Source organism: Burkholderia pyrrocinia (assembly GCF_003330765.1).
GTDB lineage: Bacteria > Pseudomonadota > Gammaproteobacteria > Burkholderiales > Burkholderiaceae > Burkholderia > Burkholderia pyrrocinia_B.
The window spans coordinates 3524676-3543364 of the sequence record NZ_CP024902.1 but is presented as its reverse complement, the minus strand read 5'-3'; the positions used below and the strand labels follow the sequence as shown (position 1 = coordinate 3543364).

The 18689-nt window shown below is 68.4% G+C and carries 15 protein-coding genes; 5 read left to right on the top strand and 10 right to left on the bottom strand.

The window, feature by feature from the left end; all coding sequences use genetic code 11:
- Positions 1–54 precede the first annotated feature (54 nt).
- The gene (locus CUJ89_RS17190) at positions 55–1107 is read right to left on the bottom strand and encodes an NAD(P)-dependent alcohol dehydrogenase (protein ID WP_114178370.1); all 1053 of its coding nucleotides are present in this window, start codon (positions 1105–1107) and stop codon (positions 55–57) included.
- 226 nt (positions 1108–1333) lie between these two features.
- On the opposite strand from CUJ89_RS17190, the gene CUJ89_RS17185 reads away from it, so the two are divergent.
- Positions 1334–2302: an AraC family transcriptional regulator gene (locus CUJ89_RS17185; protein ID WP_114178369.1), complete on the top strand. Its 969-nt coding sequence runs from the start codon at positions 1334–1336 to the stop codon at positions 2300–2302.
- A 21-nt stretch (positions 2303–2323) separates the two neighbouring features.
- On the opposite strand, the gene CUJ89_RS17180 is transcribed toward CUJ89_RS17185, so the two are convergent.
- From CUJ89_RS17180 to argB, 8 genes are all read right to left on the bottom strand, one after another.
- Positions 2324–3376: a M48 family metallopeptidase gene (locus CUJ89_RS17180; protein WP_114178368.1), complete on the bottom strand. Its 1053-nt coding sequence runs from the start codon at positions 3374–3376 to the stop codon at positions 2324–2326.
- Positions 3366–4787, bottom strand: coding sequence for an AmpG family muropeptide MFS transporter (locus tag CUJ89_RS17175; protein ID WP_114178367.1), 1422 nt, complete (start codon positions 4785–4787; stop codon positions 3366–3368). The genes CUJ89_RS17180 and CUJ89_RS17175 overlap by 11 nt, the downstream gene beginning before the upstream one ends.
- A gap of 133 nt (positions 4788–4920) precedes the next feature.
- Positions 4921–5529, bottom strand: coding sequence for a methionine biosynthesis protein MetW (gene metW, locus CUJ89_RS17170; RefSeq protein WP_114178366.1), 609 nt, complete (start codon positions 5527–5529; stop codon positions 4921–4923).
- Complete coding sequence (gene metX / locus CUJ89_RS17165; protein ID WP_114178365.1) at positions 5526–6671, bottom strand: homoserine O-succinyltransferase MetX; 1146 nt, start codon at positions 6669–6671, stop codon at positions 5526–5528. The genes metW and metX overlap by 4 nt, the downstream gene beginning before the upstream one ends.
- A gap of 326 nt (positions 6672–6997) precedes the next feature.
- Complete coding sequence (locus CUJ89_RS17155) at positions 6998–9937, bottom strand: autotransporter outer membrane beta-barrel domain-containing protein (protein WP_236654901.1); 2940 nt, start codon at positions 9935–9937, stop codon at positions 6998–7000.
- 223 nt (positions 9938–10160) lie between these two features.
- A complete protein-coding gene (gene slmA / locus CUJ89_RS17150) occupies positions 10161–10823 on the bottom strand; it encodes a nucleoid occlusion factor SlmA (protein ID WP_114178363.1) in 663 nt (220 codons plus the stop codon).
- On the bottom strand, positions 10790–11581 hold the full coding sequence (locus CUJ89_RS17145) for a pyrimidine 5'-nucleotidase (protein WP_114178362.1): 792 nt from the start codon (positions 11579–11581) through the stop codon (positions 10790–10792). The genes slmA and CUJ89_RS17145 overlap by 34 nt, the downstream gene beginning before the upstream one ends.
- Complete coding sequence (argB, locus tag CUJ89_RS17140) at positions 11578–12477, bottom strand: acetylglutamate kinase (protein WP_114178361.1); 900 nt, start codon at positions 12475–12477, stop codon at positions 11578–11580. Before argB ends, CUJ89_RS17145 begins: the two co-directional genes overlap by 4 nt.
- Positions 12478–12761: 284 nt before the next feature.
- Between argB and CUJ89_RS17130 the strand changes: the two genes are divergently transcribed.
- The 3 genes from CUJ89_RS17130 (at position 12762) to CUJ89_RS17120 (ending at position 15040) form a co-directional block, all read left to right on the top strand.
- A complete protein-coding gene (locus tag CUJ89_RS17130; protein ID WP_114178360.1) occupies positions 12762–12986 on the top strand; it encodes a cysteine-rich CWC family protein in 225 nt (74 codons plus the stop codon).
- 91 nt (positions 12987–13077) lie between these two features.
- Positions 13078–14484, top strand: a complete 1407-nt coding sequence (locus CUJ89_RS17125; protein ID WP_114178359.1) for an ATP-binding protein — start codon at positions 13078–13080, stop codon at positions 14482–14484.
- A gap of 13 nt (positions 14485–14497) precedes the next feature.
- Positions 14498–15040 carry a response regulator transcription factor gene (locus CUJ89_RS17120; protein WP_021156278.1) on the top strand — a complete coding sequence of 181 codons (543 nt, stop codon included), beginning with the start codon at positions 14498–14500 and terminating at the stop codon, positions 15038–15040.
- A gap of 164 nt (positions 15041–15204) precedes the next feature.
- Here the strand turns inward: CUJ89_RS17120 and CUJ89_RS17115 are convergent, their stop codons facing one another.
- Positions 15205–16323, bottom strand: a complete 1119-nt coding sequence (locus CUJ89_RS17115) for a helix-turn-helix transcriptional regulator (RefSeq protein WP_114178358.1) — start codon at positions 16321–16323, stop codon at positions 15205–15207.
- A gap of 256 nt (positions 16324–16579) precedes the next feature.
- Here CUJ89_RS17115 and CUJ89_RS17110 point away from each other — a divergent pair, with 256 nt between their 5' ends.
- Positions 16580–18652: a hypothetical protein gene (locus CUJ89_RS17110; RefSeq protein WP_114178660.1), complete on the top strand. Its 2073-nt coding sequence runs from the start codon at positions 16580–16582 to the stop codon at positions 18650–18652.
- Positions 18653–18689 lie beyond the last annotated feature (37 nt).

The window sequence follows — 18689 nt, the reverse complement described above, 5'->3', positions numbered from 1 at the left end:
TCGATTCGGCGCACTTGCGGGCCTGCGCAAGGCCACGCAAGCCCACCTTCTCGCTCAGTGCTTGATCGACGCCATGTCGATCACGAACCGGTACTTCACGTCGCTCTTCAGCATCCGTTCATAGGCCGCGTTGATCTGCTGCATCGGAATCGTTTCGATATCCGACGTGATCCCGTGCTCCGCGCAGAAGTCGAGCATTTCCTGCGTCTCCGCGATGCCGCCGATCAGCGAGCCCGCGAGGCGGCGGCGCTTGAAGATCAGGTTGAACACCTGCGGCGACGGATGGTCGTGCTCCGGCGCGCCGACCAGCGTCATCGTGCCGTCGCGCTTCAGCAGGTGCAGGAACGGGTTCAGGTCGTGCTGCGCGGCGACCGTGTTCAGGATGAAGTCGAAGCTGTTCAGGTGCGCGTTCATCTGCGCTTCGTCCTTCGAGATCACGACTTCATGCGCACCGACGCGCTTGCCGTCCTCGATCTTCGACGGCGACGTCGTGAACAGCACGACGTGCGCGCCCATCGCGCGCGCCAGCTTCACGCCCATGTGGCCCAGGCCGCCGAGACCGACGATGCCGACCTTCTTGCCGGGGCCGACGTTCCACTGCCGCAGCGGCGAGTAGGTCGTGATCCCCGCGCACAAGAGCGGCGCGGCGCCGGCCGGGTCGAGCGTCTCGGGCACGCGCAGCACGAACGCCTCGTCGACGACGAGCTGCGTCGAATAGCCGCCGTACGTGACGTCGCCCGTCACGCGATCCTGGCCGTTGTAGGTGCCGACGAAGCCGTTCTCGCAATATTGCTCGAGGCCGTCGGCGCAGCTCGGGCAGGTGCGGCACGAATCGACGAGGCAGCCGACGCCGACCAGCTCGCCGACCTTGAAGCGCGATACCTGCGGGCCGGTCGCGGTCACGCGGCCGACGATTTCATGGCCCGGCACGACCGGATAGATCGTGTTGCGCCATTCGTTGCGGGCCTGGTGCAGATCCGAGTGGCAGACGCCGCAGTAGAGAACGTCGATCTGGACGTCGAGGTCGCGCAATGCGCGACGCTGGAATTCGAACGGGGCGAGCGGCGATTGCGAATCGGTTGCCGCGTAGGCATAGGTTGTGCTCATGCAATGGCTCCTTGTCCGGAAAACATCCGGCGAAACAGACTGCCGCCGCACCATGTGGCGATGCGGCGAGACAGGTGCCTATCGTAAGGAGCGCACCGCCGCGGCGAAATACACGAAGGTCTGGAAGATTTGCCTATTCCTCTCGAATTGCCCGCGAACAGCCGTCAAAATACGTTCATGGTGCTACATTGCGAGCCAGATTCTCTTGCCGGACAGGACCATGCCCATGAGCTTCCAGCCCCTTTTGGCCGACGCGGCCGAGCGCGTGCAGCGTCGCATGATCGAGCTGCACACGCGCCTCGCGCCGAACGAGGGCGACACGCTCGCGGCGCTCGATGGCGTGCGCTTCATCCGTGTGACCCATCCGGCGCCGCGCATGCCCGTGCTGTACGAGCCGAGCATCATCGTCGTGTGCCAGGGGCGCAAGCTCGGCTATCTCGGCGAGCGCTCGTTCGTCTACGACGCGCAGCAGTATCTCGTGCTGTCGGTGCCGCTGCCGTTCGAATGCGAGACGTTCGCGAGCATGGACGAGCCGTTTCTCGCGATCTCGATCCGCGTCGATCTCGCGGTGATCGCCGAACTCGCGATCCTGCTCGACGAGACGCTCGGCGCGGCCGTCAGCGAGCCGCTCGGCATCTATTCGACCCCGCTAGATGCGCCGCTGGCCGATGCGGTCGTGCGGCTGCTCGAAGCGCTCGCGTCGCCGCACGACACACGCGTGCTGGGGCCCGCGATCATGCGCGAGATCGCGTATCGCGTGCTGACGGGCGCGCAGGGCGACGCGATGCGCGCGGCGCTCGTGCAGCAGCATCATTTCGGCCGCATCGCGAAGGCGTTGCGGCGCATTCATGCGGAACTGAAGGCCGATCTCGACGTCGAGACGCTCGCACGCGAAGCCGGGATGAGCCTCGCGGTATTCCACGCGCAGTTCAAGCACGTGACGGCGACATCGCCGATGCAGTACGTGAAGACCGCGCGGCTGCACCAGGCGCGGCTGATGATGGTGCGGGACGGGGTGGGTGCCGGCACGGCCGCTGCCCGCGTCGGTTATGCGAGCGCGTCGCAGTTCAGCCGCGAGTTCAAGCGGCTGTTCGGCCGCAGCCCGGGTGACGAAGTGCGCTGGATGCGCGAGAGCGGCAGCCGTCCGGCGGGCGCGGCGTCGGCCAAGCCGGCCGCGGCCGACGTCGGCGCATGAAACGATCGCTTCGCGCGGCGCTCAGCGCCGCACGACCTTGCGCCGCTGCGCGCTGATGCCCGCATAGTCGGGCAGCATGTCGACGCGCTTGCCGATCGCCTTCGCGTACAGCGGCATCAGGTCCGGCAGGCGGTTCAGCAGATCCTGGCGCCGGGCGGTGCTGTACGGGTGTGTGTAGATGAAGCCCGTCGCCTTGTTCGCGCGCGTCGCGACCGCGAGCTTGTCCCACAGCGTGACCGCCGCGCGCGGATCGAAGCCCGCGCGTGACGCGATGTCGCCGCCGATCACGTCGGCTTCGGTTTCGTCGGTCGGGTCGTAGTGGAGCGCCTGCAGGCGCTCGCCGAGGTTCAGTGCCTGCGGCAGCGGATCGCCGACGCCGAACAGCGGCGGCAGCGTGGCCGCGCGCAGCGACGTCTGCGAGGTCGCGCTGAAGTTGCTGCGCGCGTGTTCGCGCAGCGCATGCGCGATGCCGTGCGCGAGCAGCACGCCGAACTCGTCGTCGTTCAGGCGGATGCGGTCGAGCATGCCGCCGTACACGAGAATCTTGCCGCCCGGCAGGCAGGTCAGGCGGATGTCGCGCGAGCGGATCGCGTTGACGTCCCACGCCCAGCTCTTCACGCGGTCGTTCCATTTCACCGAATACGGCGCGAGCTTCGCGACGATCGCGCGCAGCCGTTTCACGCGCGGCTGGTTCGCGGGCAGCAGGCGGTTGCTGTCGGCGGCCGTCTGCACGATTTGCGCGTATTCGTTCGCGGTGAGCTGCTCGAGCAGCGGCGACGGGATCAGCGTGCGGAAGGCGATCGCGTTGCCGTAGCGGACCTGCTGCGGCGTCGGCGTATAGGCCTTCGCCTGCACGGCGCCGCCGGTCGGCTGCGCGGCTTCGGCGGCGGACGGCGGGGCGGGCGCGGCGGAATTCGAAGGCGCGGGCGGCGAAGCCGGCGCAGCGGTCGGCGCGGAGCCCGCCGCGGTCGCGCTGGCGTCGGCCGCGTGCGCGAACGTCGCGGCGAGTGCCGCGGCACTGACGCTCAACGTAGCCGCAACGCGCGCGAGGCCGTGCAGGCGGTTACTGCGCACGGCTGGCCTCGCCGTTGCGCGCGGTACCGTTCCACGGCGCGATCTTGAACAGCAGCAGCATGCCGGGAATCGCGAGCGCGGTGCACACCAGGAAGTAGTCGAACCAGCCGATCTTCGCGACGACGAAGCCGCTCGCGGCCGACGCGAGCGTGCGCGGCACCGACGCGAGGCTCGTGAACAGTGCGAACTGCGTGGCCGTATAGCGCGGGTCGGTCGTGCTCGCGATATACGCGACGAACGCGGCCATCGTCAGGCCGGTGGTGAAGGTTTCGGCGCCGTAGACGAGCGCGAGCGCGACCGTCATCGGGCTGAATTGCGGCGTGACGGTAATGCCGAACATCGACAGCCCCGATGCGATCGCGTGGCTTGTCGAAACGGTGAAGTCGTAGAGCATCGCGAGCGCGGGCGAACCGGGGCCGAGCTGGGCGAGCCACGCAAAGCCGAGCGTCGACACCATCTGCAGCGCGCCGAAGATCCACAGCCCGCGGCCGATGCCGATCTTCACGAGCCAGACGCCGCCGATGATGCCGCCGGCGACGCTCGCGACCAGCGCGGTGGTTTTCGCGACGATGCCGATCTCGGTGCGCGTGAAGCCGATGTCGAGGAAGAACGACGTCGACAGCGTGGTGGCCATCGTGTCGCCGATCTTGAACAGGAAGATGAACGCGATGACGAGCAGCGCGCCGGCCCAGCCGTCGCGCTGGATGAATTCGCGGAACGGCAGCACGATCGCGTCGCGCAGGTTGCGCGGCGGCGTGCCGACCACTTCGGGCTCGCGCACGACGAGCGTCATCAGGATGCCCGGCAGCATGAACGCGCCGGTGATCGCGAACACGACGTCCCACGGCATGTGATCGGACAGGATCAGCGCCAGCGAGCCGGGGATCAGCGCGGCGAGCTTGTACGCGTTCACGTGCACCGCGTTGCCGAGGCCCTGTTCGGTGTCGCGCAGCAACTCGCGGCGGTACGCGTCGATCACGATGTCGGAGCTCGCGCCGAAGAACGCGACGAGCGTGGTGAGCGCGGCTACCGTCCAGATCGAATCGCGCGGCGACACGAAGCCGAGCGCGGCGATCGCGCCCGCGACCAGCACCTGCGTGAGCAGCATCCAGCCGCGCCGGCGCCCCGGCCGCCAGCCGGGCAGGCGCGGGAGATAGCGGTCCATCAGCGGCGCCCACAGGAACTTCCACGTATACGGGAACTGGATCAGCGCGAACAGGCCGATTTCCTTCAGGTTCACGCCCTCGGAGCGCAGCCATGCCTGCACCAGGTAGACGAGCGTGAAGAGGGGCAGGCCCGACGTGAAGCCCAGGAACACGCAGATCAGCATGTGCGTGTTCAGATAGGCGCGCCAGCCGGGGTGATCCTCGTGAGCGGTGAGTGCGGGCGCCTCGTGTGGCGTTTTCGACATGGACTGGAACTGGGTAGCGTTGACTGATTGCGGCGGCAGCGCAGGCGGCGGCGCGGACGGCGCAGGGGGCACGGCCGCCCGTGCGTGCGGGCCGGGCCAGCCCCGGCCGTGCTTCCGTCAACGGCTCCCCGGCTCAGCTGCGCTTGACGCGGTAGACAGCAAGACTACCACGCCAGTTCGCTCCCCATCGAATCGGCTGGCCTTCGTGCAGCACGACGCGGTCGAGGATCGTGACGCCGACCTCGGGCGCGAGCGCCTCGAAATCCTTGATCGTCAGCACGCGCACGTTCGGCGTGTTGTGCCACTGGTACGGCAGCGATTTCGACACCGGCATGCGGCCGTGCAGCACCGACAGCCGGTGGGTCCAGTAGCCGAAATTCGGGAACGACACGATGCACTCGCGGCCGACGCGCGCCGTCTCGCGCAGGATCGCGGCCGTCTGGTGGATTGTCTGCAACGTCTGCGACAGGATCGCGATGTCGAAGCTGTGATCCTCGAACAGGCGCAGGCCGTCCTCGAGGTTCTGCTGGATCACGTTGATCTTGTTCTTCGCGCTCGCGAGCACGCCCGCGTCGTTCAGCTCGATGCCGTAGCCGGTGACATCCAGCTCCTCCATCAGCAGCGCCAGCAGCGAGCCGTCGCCGCAGCCGAGGTCGAGCACGGTCGAGCGCGGCTCGACCCAGCGGGCGATCGTGCGGAAGTCCGCGCGCGCGGACAGGGAATTCAGCGCTTGCTGGTTCATGCACCCACCTCGTTGGCGATTCGTTCGTAATACGCGCGGATCAGGTTGTGATAGCGCGCGTCGTCGAGCAGGAACGCGTCGTGGCCGTGCGGCGCGTCGATCTCCGCGTAGCTGACCGTGCGCTTGTTGTCGAGCAGCGCCTTCACGATCTCGCGCGAACGCGCCGGCGCAAAGCGCCAGTCGGTCGAGAAGCTCGCGATCAGGTATTTCGCCTGCGTCTGCGCGAGCGCGGCCGTCAGGTTGCCGTCGAACGCCTTGGCCGGATCGAAATAGTCGAGCGCGCGCGTGATCAGCAGGTAGGTGTTCGCGTCGAAGTAGTCGGCGAACTTGTCGCCCTGGTAGCGCAGGTACGACTCGACCTCGAACTCGACGTCGAAACTGAAGTTGTACGCGTCGAGCGCGCCGTCCGCGCGGCGCAGCGCGCGGCCGAATTTCTCGGCCATGTCGTCGTCGGACAGATAGGTGATGTGGCCGATCATCCGCGCGACGCGCAGGCCGCGTTTCGGCTTCACGCCGTGCGCGTAGTAGTTGCCGCCGTGGAAGTCGGGGTCGGACAGGATCGCCGAGCGCGCGACTTCGTTGAACGCGATGTTCTGCGCGGACAGCTTCGGCGTCGACGCGATGTCGATGCAGTGCGCGACGCGCTCCGGATACATCAGGCTCCACGCGAGCGCCTGCATCCCGCCGAGGCTGCCGCCCATCACGGCCGCGAAGCGCTCGATGCCGAACGCGTCGGCGACGCGCGCCTGCGCGTGCACCCAGTCCTCGACGGTGACGACCGGAAAGCGCGCGCCGTACGGCTCGCCAGACGTCGGGTCGATGCTCATTGGGCCGGTCGAGCCGAAACACGAGCCGAGGTTGTTCACGCCGATCACGAAGAAGCGGTTGGTGTCGAGCGGCTTGGCCGGCCCGACCATGTTGTCCCACCAGCCGGTGCTGCGCGGATCGTCCGCGTAGACGCCGGCGACGTGATGCGACGCGTTGAGCGCGTGGCAGACGAGCACCGCGTTCGAGCGCGCGGCGTTGAGCTCGCCATATGTCTCGACGACGAGCTGATAGTTGCCGAGCGCGCTGCCGTTTTGCAAGCGCAGCGGTTCGGCGAAGTGCATGGTCTGTGGAGCGACGATGCCGATCGATTCCATTCGTTCCGCCTTATGACTGGGCGGCTAAATGGTGTCGGCGAGGCGCGGAGTCGAAGATGCGCGGCTGACGACCTCTTTAGCCGCATTTGTAGTGAACCGCCGGGACGAGCCCCGGCCGGTTCGCGCGCCCGCAATCGAGTCAGCAAATCGGCGCGCTTCCGACCTGCCGCCAAGGGGGCGGCAAGTCGGCAAAGTATAGCGGAAATTGCGGGACGCGCCGATTCGGGCGCGTGCGGGGCGGTCGTCGGCCAGGCCCGGGCTCCGCGGACGCGCGGGGCTGGCCGGGACCGCCAGTGTGGGGAACAGGCGGCGCCGGCCGTGCCGCGTCACCAGCGGTACTTCGCCGCCAACTCGCCCTTGACCACCGCATAGTCGGACAGGTTCGCCTCCAGCCCGAGGCCGGCCGATATCACGAGGCGCTTCGACAACTGGCCCGTCGCGCCGACCCGGAACGCCGCGCGATCGCGCGGCACGCTGAACGAGAACGCATTGCGGTCGAGCGTCAGCGACCGCGATCCGGGGCCATGCCACCAGTTCGCCTCGATGAACGGCCGCAGCTCGCGTCCCGACGGCATCGCGGTCACGCCGTGCACGCGTACGCCGAGACGGGTCAGCACGTCGGTCGAGCCTTGCCCGTCGAGGCGGCCGCCCGGGGTGTCGTGCGCGGCCGCGCGATAGTCGGACACGACGAGTTGCGCCTCGGGTTCGACGAAGAACCGCGTATCGCCGCGCTCGTAGAAGCGGATCGAATAGCCGGTCTCGATCGATCCCGTCACGGTGCGCGAGCGGTACGAATCGCCGGCGAGGCTGCCGCCGACACTGTTCGCATAGGCGCCGTACATGAACCACGTATCGACGTAGGGCCCGGACAGGATGTCGCGATTGCCGTACCAGGTGCCGTACAGTCCGACGTTGTAGCCCGCGACGCTGCCGCGCGCGGTGGCGTCGGCCATGCGCTGTTCGACCGCGTTCCACAGCGGGCGGGTCGACCAGCTCGTCTGGCTGCCGTACATGCCCATCGCGCCAACCCGGACGCTGCCGCCGCGCCCGTCGTCGAAACGGAGCAGGTCGGCACCCGCGTGGATCAGGCGGCCGTTGCCCGACACGCTGCGGTTGCCGCCCGACATCGACGTGAACTGGCCCTCGGCGCGCACCCAGACGGCGCCGTCGAGCGGGGGCGTCGCGCCGGGAGTCGCGCGCAGCGAACGGTCCTCACGCTGATGCAGCGTATGGATCGCCATCGTCGCGGCTGCATCGGCGTTCGCCAGGTACGCATCCGGTTCGGGCGCGGCCGCGCGCGGCGGGGCCGGCGGGACGATTTCCGGTCCGACGGGCGGGTCGGGATCGACCGGGCCGGGCGCGGGCGGCGGCGGTGGCTCGGGTTTGGCGGCGGAGGTGAGGTACCAGTTCTCTTCGTGGCCGCCGGTGCCGCCGCGTTTGAGCGTGTAATCGTAGCCACCCGCTGACAGCGTGCCGAAGCCGTTCCGGTAGCCGTCCGATGCGGCGTCGAGCGCGAATGCCGACGCGTCGGTTGTCCCGCCGTGACGCGTCTCGACGATCGGGATGCCGAGTGTCGTCGGCGCGCCGTCGCCGCCCGTGCGCTTCACGACGATTCCCGTGTTGCCCGACGCATGGCCGCCGTCGATCACGAGCCGGTCGGTGGGCGACGCGTCGTCTTGCAGCATCGTATGGACGACCAGCCGGCCGTTGCGGGCCGCATAGTCGCCGGTCACGACGAGTGTGCGCGGCGTCGGCGGCGTGCCGGCCTCCGGCGCGGCGAACGCGATCGTCGAGTCGTTCAGCGCGACGGCGCCGACCGACGAATCGGCGGTGACGGTCCAGCGGCTGTCCGCGTCGAGCGACAACGTGCGAACTACGTCGGTAGCGCCGATCCAGGCGGATGCGTTGGACAGGGCGACGTCCGTCACGGCGAACGTCGGGCTGCCGTCGTCGGTCGGGTGGTTCACGATGTCGCCTTCGGCATGCGCGCCGGTGTCGAGCGTCACGCGTACGGGTGCGCCGGACTCGGCGTGGACCGACAGCAGCGTGCCGGTGCCGCTGGCGGCGCGGGCAGCGTTGCGCAGGGTGATGTCGGCACTGAACGCGTCGATGGCGGCATTCCGTTCGCTGTAGAGCGACCCGCCGTCGGCTGTCAGCATGGCCGCATAGACGCCGGCAGCAGGCGCGGCATCGCCGGTTGTGCGTGCGTCGGTGCGCAGCAGATCGATGCTGCCGCCTGAGCTCGCATATAGCGCGGTAGCCTCGTTGCCGTGCGTCTCGACGAGCGCGTCAGTGAGCGACACAACCGAGCCCGTGCCGGCAGACATCGCGCCGCGCGCGCGTTCGCCGCTCGTCTCGATGCCGTCGCGCGTCATCGAGATCCGACCGCCGAGTCGAGCTAATACGCCAATCGCACGGGCACCGGTCGTTGTCACCTGCGTATCGGTCGCTTCCAGGGAAGGGGTGTCGGTATATTCCTTCGACGCGTACAACCCGTGTGCGCTGCGGCCGTGCGTGACGATTTGCGTGCGCGCGAGTTCGACGCTTCCCTCGCGGCTGTCCACGCCGAGCGCGTAATCGCCGCCGGTTTCCAGGCGGCTGTCGCTGAAGGCGACGGCTGACGCGCCGGGCAGGAACAGCGCCGACGCGTAGTCGCCGTCCGTCCGGATATTCGCGCGATTCAACGTCGCACGGACGCCCTCGTAACCGATGGCCACGCCGTAGGCAAACAGGCCGCTGGTGCGAATCAGCGTGTCGGCAATGTCGATGGCGCCGCCCGGCACATAGTTCACAGAGATGCCATAGGCTTCCTTTCCCCGTGTGACGATCACGCTGTCGGCGATGCCGAGCCGGCCGCCGGCGCTGTCGACGGCCGCGCCGTGTGAATAGTCGCCATCGGTATCGATCGAGATACGCTTCGCCGTCGCGCTGCCGCCGTAGCGGATGTCGATGCCGGCGCTGGAGCCGCCGCGGGTGCGGATTTCCGTATCGCGCAGCTTGACGGTCGAGCCGGTGCCCCACGCGGCGGCGCCGGCCGAAGCTGCGCCGGTCGAGAATACGTGCGTCTTGCCGGTCGTCGCCAGCGTGCCGCCGTTGACGGCGGACAGCACGGCATCGCCGGACCGCGTCGCCGAATAATCGCCCGGCGCGATTTCAAGGGCGACACCGTCTGCCTGCTGCGGTCCGCCGTTGGTCACTTGCGCTGCGGACGGCCATGGCAGCGCCGCACCCGCAAGCAGTGTCGAGTGGACGAGGCGTCGGGCCATCCTCGCCTGGGAACGTCGGGATTTGCAATTCACCATCTCACCTGGTTTTATCTATAACAAGTTAAATTTAACTTGTTAGGTGGATGCGTGATATTGGACGAGTTCGAATTGTCATGCGGCAGTCGCCACGGGGAGGAGAACGTGGTGTGGCGCTGCGGGGAGATATGTACGTCGAATGAGCGAAATCGGCCTGCGTCGTTGCCGGCTGCGGGCCGGCGCCGAGCTACTGCAGAATCAGCCGCAACTGCGCATCGGCCTGTTCGCCGGGTGCCTTCGCGAACCCGCTCTTCGCGAAGCGATGCCACCTGCCGATCACGTAGCTGACGAGCAGGCTCGCGCGTGTGGCCGGATCGTAGTCGGCCGGCAGCGCGAACGGCGCCGCGCCGTCGGGCGCGCCCGCTTCCGTGCGCGCGACCCGCAGGCATTGCTTGACGGTCGCCTCGATGCGGTCGAGCAACTGGTTCACGCGCTCGGTGAGGCGCTCGTCCTCGCCGACGAGCGCCTCACCCGTCAGCACGCGCGTCATCCCGGGATTCTTCGCGGCGAAATTGAGCATCGTCAGCGCGATCGTGCGCGCCTGCAGCACGCCGTTCGGCTCCTTCGCGACAATCTGGTTGACGAGCCCGAACAGCGCCTGCTCGATGAATTCGATCAGCCCTTCGTACATCTTCGCCTTGCTGGCGAAGTGCCGGTAAAGCGCGGCTTCCGACACGTCGAGCCGGGCTGCGAGCGCGGCGGTCGTGATCTTCTCGGGTTTCGGCGCCTCGAGCATCGCGGCGAGCGTCTGCAGGATCATCACGCGGCGCTCGCCCGGCTTCGGGCGCGGGCGCGAGGGTGTGGCCTGGCCTTCCGTTACGGCTTGGTCCTGCGGGTGAGTCGGCTGCATTTTTGTCGCCCCGATCGAGTGCCCAGTCGCAGCGATTTTAACGAACGAATCCGCTGGTCGACATAAAGCGGGCGCCCGGTGCCCGGCAGATGGCCGGGCAGGTGCCCCGTGATCCATACCGTGCCGATGCCGAGACGCTTGTAGCGCTTCAGGTGGCTGCGGGTATCCTCGACGAGGATCGCGTCGGCCGCGCGCGCGTGCGCGGCGCGCAGCGTCCGGCGCAGCATCGCGTGGTCGGGCTTCGCGCGCCACGCACGGCGGTCGCGCATGTGTTCGATCGCGATCACGCGCTCGAACAGCCGTTCGATACGCAACTCGCGCAGCACCGCGCGCGCGTAGTTCTCCGGCGCGTTGGTCAGCACCAGCTTGCGGCCCGGCAGCGCGGCGAGGATGCGCGCGAGGCCGCGCTCGGCGCGCACCATGGCGGGCAGATCCACGAACGTGTGGACCGCGCGCAGGAAGTCGTGCGGATCGATCGGATGATGGCGCGCGAGGCCGAGGAGCGCCGCGCCGTAGCGCTGCGTGTAGCCGGTGCGCAGCCGGTCGGCTTCGGCGCGCTCGACCTGCAGCGCGTCGATGATGTATTGCGTCATCGCGCGGTTGATCTCGGGAAAGATCGCGTGCGATGCGTGGTGAAGCGTGTTGTCGAGATCGAACAGCCACACGGGCGCGCCGCCGCGCGGCCGGCTGCGCGAGATACGCCGGCGCCGCAGCGGGGCCGGCAGGTCGGGGCTGGCGGTCTTGCGGCGCGCGCTCAATGCGAGCGGATCATCGTGCCGAACGGCTGCTCGGTCAGGATTTCCAGCAGCACCGAGTGTTCGATCCGGCCGTCGACGATGTGCACCGACTTCACGCCGCTCTTCGCGGCGTCGAGCGCCGACGAGATCTTCGGCAGCATGCCGCCCGAGATCGTGCCGTCCTCGAACAGCGCGTCGATCTCGCGCGCGGACAGATCGGTCAGCAGGTTGCCGTCCTTGTCCATCACGCCGGGGATGTTGGTCATCATCAGCAGCTTCTCGGCGTTCAGCACGGTGGCGAGCTTGCCCGCGACGAGATCCGCGTTGATGTTGTACGAGAGACCGTCCGCGCCGAGGCCGATCGGGGAGATCACCGGGATGAACGCGTCGTCCTGCAGCGCCTTCACGACCGCCGGGTTGATCGTCTCGACTTCGCCGACCTGGCCGATGTCGATGTATTGGCCGGGATTGTCGCGATCCGGCATCAGCAGCTTGCGCGCATGGATCAGGCCGCCGTCCTTGCCCGTCAGGCCGACCGCGTGGCCGCCGAAGTGGTTGATTAGCATCACGATGTCCTGCTGCACTTCGCCGCCCAGCACCCATTCGACGACTTCCATCGTCTCTTCGTCGGTCACGCGCATGCCCTGGATGAAGGTGCCGGCCTTGCCGATCTTCTTCAGCGCCTGATCGATCTGCGGACCGCCGCCGTGGACAATCACGGGATTGATGCCGACCAGTTTCAGCAGGATCACGTCGCGCGCGAAGCCCTGCTTGAGCCGTTCTTCCGTCATCGCGTTGCCGCCGTATTTGATGACCACGGTCTTGCCGTGGTAGCGGCGGATATACGGCAGCGCTTCGGCGAGGATTTCTGCTTTCAGCGTGGGGGCGATCTGCGAGAGGTCGATGGGCTCGGACATGGCGGCATCTCTGGCTGGGAACGGTTGAAACAGGGCGAATTGTACAGGAGTGGCGCAGCGCAGCATCGTGTTTTTGGGCGGGCCGGAGCGCGGGCGGCGCGGGTCGGACGCCGCACGCGGCGGCCCGCCGGCTATGGCGCTGCGCGATGCGCGCGGGGGGCGTCGGCGGGCGGGGCGGCGTGTATTGGCGACGAACATCGGCCGGGCGGCCGGCGCGCAAAATCCGTTCGCCGCGCTATGCTTGTCGCGTAGGGCGACTTCACGCCCGCTTCCGCGATTCCGCCATGACCGATTCCGCCGCCGATGCCCGTTCCGCCCCGCGACGCGCGCGCTGCCCGCGCTGCGGGCGCGGCTTCGACTGCGGCGCGCTCACGCAGCCGTTCGACTGCTGGTGCGCGGCGATGCCGGTGCTGCCCGGCGGCATGCCGCCGGCGGCCGGCGAGCGCTGCCGGTGCCCCGAGTGCCTGGCCGACGAGATCGCGCAGCGCATGGCCGGCGCGGCCGGCTGACGGCGCCGGCCGGGCACGCGGTGCGTCCCGTTCACCCGCTTCGATCCGGCCCCGCTACAGGCGTCGCCCGCTAAACGGGTAAACTGCCCGCATGCAACGAATCACCACCACCGGGCGCGTCAACCTCAGTCACCTGTTCTGGCTCCGCAATCTCGCGATCATCGGCCAGCTCGTGACGATCGGCGTCGTGCAGACCTATTTCGGCGTGCACCTGCCGTTGCCGGCGATGCTGATGGTCATCGCGCTCGAAATCGTTTTCAACGCGCTGACCTGGGTGCGTGTGCTGCGCGCGCGGCCCGAGACCAATTTCGAGCTGCTCGGCCAGTTGTGGGTCGACCTCGGTGCGCTGTCCGCGCTGCTGTTCCTGTCGGGCGGCACGACCAATCCGTTCGTGTCGCTGTACCTGCCTTCGCTCGCGATCGCGGCGGCCGTGCTGCCGTGGCACCTGATGATCTGGCTCGCGGCGTTCGCGGTCGCGTGCTACGCGGCGCTCGGCTTCGATTCGGTGCCGCTCAACATGGACAATCCCGCGAACCTGTTCGACTACTACCGCACGGGGATGTGGGCGAACTTCATGGTCAGCGTCGGGCTGATCGCATGGTTCGTCGCACGCATGTCGAATGCGCTGCGCCAGCGCGATTCGGCGCTCGGCGAAGCGCAGCAGCACCTGCTGCGTGACGAGCGGGCGGTCGCGCTGGGCGTGCAGGCCGCGACCGTCGCGCACGAGATGGGCACGCCGCTGTCGACGATCGCGATGCTCGCCGAGGAGCTGCGCGACGCGGCGCGCGCCGATCCGGGGCTGGCCCGCTACGAGGCCGACCTGAAGGTGCTCGAAGAACAGATGACGCTCTGCACGTCGGCGCTCGCGCGCCTGCGCAGCCGCGCGAGCGCGCCGGCGAGCCGCCAGTCGGTGGATGACTGGCTCGACACGTTCGTCGAGCACTGGCGCCTGCGGCATCCGCACGTGCAGTTCGAGCTGCTCGGCGCGCGCCCGGCGGGCGTCGGGCTCGACGACACGGTCGCGGCCGGCCAGATCCTGACGATCCTGCTCGATAACGCCGCGCGCGCGAGCCCGCGGCGCGTGACGCTGGCCGCGAAGGTCGCGCACGACCGCGCGGCCGACGAGATCGAATTCGAGGTGTGCGACGACGGGCCGGGCATTCCGGCTGCGTTGCGCGAATCGCTCGGCGCGATGCCGGTCGACAGCACGCAGGGCGGGCACGGGGTCGGCCTGTATCTCGCGTTCAGTGCGGCCGCGCGGCTCGGCGGCGAGATTGAACTGTCCGATGTCACGCCGCGCGCGGCGGGCGGCAACGGGCGGGCCGGCGGTGCGGCGAACGGCCAGGCCGCCGCTGCATCGGGTCCACGCGCGGCCGAACGAACGGCCGGCACGCCGGACAGCCGCCCGGCCGGCGTAACCGCCGGGCGCGGCACGCGGGCCGTGCTGCGCCTGCCGGTCGTGCGCGTCGCGGCGCTGGCCGCCTCAACCAACACGTAGACGGAGAAACCACATGAGCGAGAACAATTTTCTGGTGATCGACGACAACGAGGTGTTCGCAGGCACGCTCGCGCGCGGTCTCGAGCGCCGCGGTTACGCGGTCCAGCAGGCGCACGACAAGGAGGCGGCGCTCAGGCTCGCCGCGGGCGGCAAGTTCCAGTTCATCACCGTCGACCTGCATCTCGGCGAGGATTCGGGGCTGAGCCTGATCGCGCCGCTGTGCGACCTGCAGCCCGATGCGCGGATTCTCGTGCTGACCGGTTACGCGAGTATCGCGACCGCCGTGCAGGCGGTGAAGGAAGGCGCCGACAACTACCTCGCGAAACCCGCGAACGTCGAATCGATCCTGGCCGCGCTGCAGACCAACGCGACCGAAGTGCAGGCCGACGAGGCGCTCGAGAACCCGGTCGTGCTGTCGGTCGACCGGCTCGAATGGGAGCACATCCAGCGCGTGCTGGCCGAGAACAACAACAACATCTCGGCGACCGCGCGCGCGCTGAACATGCACCGCCGCACGCTGCAGCGCAAGCTCGCGAAGAAGCCGGTGCGGCAGTAAGTCCAGCGCGCGTCGTTTCGTGCGGCAGGCCGTTCGCGAGGGTACCGGCGTCGGGCCGCGCACCGGCCGCCGCCGCGTCGGACGCATGCGGTAGCGGTTCGCTGCGAGGATCGCCGCAGGAGCGCACCTTCGGCCGGGTGAGCGACACTTGCCGATTCACGGCGTCAGTTTTCGCGTGGGTGCCGTGGAAGCACCCACAGCATTCTTCCCACTGCCTCGGCCTGGTTTCGTGAATGTGTTTTCTCGTAGATCGCACGCAACTGGGTGCGAATGGTGGCGAGCGACACCCGGGCGCTCGCCGCGCATTCATCGGGCGTTTTGCCGCTGATCAACGCCTCCGCAACGGCGGCTTCGGCACTCGACAGGCCGAACGCCTGCCGCAGTTGTTGCGCGACGACGAGTGGTGCGGCGCTTCGCCGCCTGGCCGTCACGAGCATCGTCGCGCCGCCGAATGCGGCATGGAGCGCCGGTCCGGCCAGCGTGGCGATGCCGAGAAAGATTTCGTGGGCGGCGTCCAGCGAGCCCGCCAGGGCGAGGCTCTCGCCGTGGCGGGTCTTCGCGACGCGCGCCAGCGCGGCCTTCAGCGCATCGTTGTGCAGCGCGCTCGCGACGCTCAGGTGTCCATGCTCGAGCTTGAGGCAGGTCGTCGCGCGCAACATCGACTCCGCCGCCCGATTGACGAAGACGACGCGCATATGCCGGTCCAGCGCGAACACGGCCAGACCCAGCTCCTCCATCAGTTCGGCGCCGAGCGCGGCGTCGCGGTGCAGCACGTTCGCATCCTGCCAGAGGTTGATCGCGCGTTGCAGATGTCCTGCCATGCCCGTCAGGGTCACGCGTTCCTCGGGCGAGTAGGGTGGGCGGCCGCAAGCCCTCAGCAACCCGAGCAGGATGTCGTCGCCGCCCGGGCGCGCCAGGCGGACGCCCATCAGATAGCGAATGCCTGACGGAATCTGGTAGTCCTGGAAGAATTCGCTGCGCGCGACATCCTGCTCGGTGAGGTGATCCTGACAGCAGACGAATTCTCCGAGCGGTGCTTGCTCGACAAAGCGGCGGCGCGGATCGAGTGCGCCGTAATACTGGTCGTAGAGTGCGACGACATTTTCCAGTTCTGCGCGCGGGGAGTAGATCGAGAACTGCGGCGCATTGCGCGCAGAGTCCCAACTGAACATGTGAAAAACGTTTGCGCCGAGTGATTCGGATACCTGATGAAAGATTTCGAGAAAGCTGTCCGGGTGCAGCGCGGCCTCATAGAGGTCGCCGATGAGGTGGTCTCTTTGCATTGTTCTTCCCTCACTTCCCCGCTGGCTCGCGTGGCAATCGCGGCGCATCGGTCTTTGGTCTGATGATATTGCTTCGAACCCCGAATGTTCAGTCAGGCTATCACAGGTCCTTTGCGAACAGAGGCATGTGCGGTCGCGATTTTCATCTACCTGGATGATGATCCGGAAAATCGGTTTTGCGAGAATCCCCGCCATTCAGCGTGCGTGCGCGACGCGTATGTCACGCAACAACCAGAAGGTTCTCGGGGGAAACGCAATGAAACGCACACCTGTCGTACTCGGTATTGCCGCACTGGTCCTGACTGCTTGCGGCGGCGGCAGCGATTCGTCGTCCGGCGGCACGCCGCCGCCGGCCGCGCAGACGGTCAGCGGCGTCGCGGCGGCGGGTGCCGCGATGCAGGGCGCGACCGTCACGCTCGTCGACACGACGGGCAAATCGGTCGACTGTCCGGCCGACGCAACCACCGGCGCGTTCCATTGCACGGTGACTGGCATGACCGCGCCCTTCGCACTGTCGGCCGTCGGCAACGTCGCCGATTCGCAGGCGACGCTGATCTCGCTCAGCGCCACCGCGGGCACGCAGACGATCAACATCACGCCACTCACGAATGCGATCGCCGCCACGATCGTCGGCGACAACCCCACGAAGCTGCTGGGCAACACCGGGCTGCTGCAGAGCAAGATAACGGCGCAGGCCGTCGCTGGCGCCGTGCAGGCATACTCCGCCGCGCTGGCCGACGTACTGTCCGCAACCGGCAACGCCGGCGCCGACCTGATCGCCGGGCCGCTGACCGCGGGCGCGCCTGGGCTCGACCGGCTGCTTGACCAGTTGAAGGTCAACGTGCTGCCGGACGGCGGCGTGCAGATCAGCTCGGTGGCGGGCGCGTCGAGCGATACGCCCGCACAGCTTCAGCTCGCGCCGGGCGTCGCGCCGCAAGCCAGCGACAAGGCCAGCCTGCCGGCCGTCGCGACCATCAACGGCGCGTCGGTGTCGAACCTGCCGAGCGCCAGCGATCTCGCCTCGCTGCAGGCCGCGTTCAACCAATGCTTCGCTGGCACCACCGCCACCGCGCGTCTCGGCGGCGGCGTGCCGGCCTGCAGCCAACTCGTCGTCGACGACGTCGCGTCCGGCGCGTTGAACGCCGGCGTGCCCGCGACCTACCTCAACAACGGGATGTCGGTGCAGCAGGAGTTCGGCACGTCGCCGGGCATCGTGGCCGACGACGGGATGAACAATGCAAGCTTCAGCCTGCCGGAAGTGATTCGCGTGATCGCCGGCGACACGATGTGGGTCAAGCTGTCGTGGACGCGCACGGACGGCATCCGCGATGGCATGCAGCAGCACGTGCAACTGGCGGTGAAGGAAGGTGCCCGCGCGAGCGGCGACACCGGCTGGCGCGTGATCGGCAATCAGCGCGCGGTGCTGACCAAGGTGAATGCGAACGCGCAGAAGTGGGACTGGCTGAATCCGGCCAATCCGTCGACCGGCACCAACGCGTTCGTCGACTCGCTGAACCTGCAGGTCGGAATCGTCGATGCAGCCGGCAAGGCCGTGGATTTCGCGATCGTCAACGGCCCGGGCTTGCGCAACGGCGTGTTCCTCCAGCCGTCGAGCGGCACGTGCGACACGCTCAATATCCGCGCGCAGATCGCCAGCGGGCAGACGCCGGCCCAACTCGCCGCGCTCGCGAAGGGCAACCAATGCCGTAACAACTATCGGCTGGCCGGCGTCGCGCAGGACCCGGCGAACCAGGGCGTGTTCACGTGGCCCGGCGACGCACCGCGCAACAACACGGCGTGGTCCAAGCCGCAATTGAGCGCCGTGGAGCTGGCCGACATCAGGCCGTTCAGCGCCTATACGATCGACCTCTACCAGAACGGCAGCACGGCGGCGCCGGCAAGGCACTATACGGTTCGGCTGCGTACCCCGTCGCCGTCGCCCGACGCGCTGCGCCAGTATCAGTGGCACGACCCCGCGCAGTCGACGCGCGACATGCTGACGCCGGGTACGGCCAGCACGTTCGCGGGCGGCGCGACCTTCCCGCTCGGCTGGACGTCGAAAGCGGGGCTGCCGTTCGTCAAGCGCGGCAACGTGCAGGTTCGCGCGACGTCGGCGGGGCAGACGTCGGCGGTCTTCGTCAACGGGTCCGCCCGCGCCACGCCCGCGCAGCCGGGCACGGCCGTGACGCTCAACGTGCCGGGCGATCAGGGCGTGGCGTTTCCGTCGGTGGTCGGCTGGACGGGCGGTACCGACTTCTCGTTCGCGAACCTGAGCTGGTCGGATCCGTTCGACATGCAGTTTACGGTGTCGGTCGAGTACGACCGCTGACGGGCGGGCGCGGCGGCCCCAAAAAAACGGGCGGCTC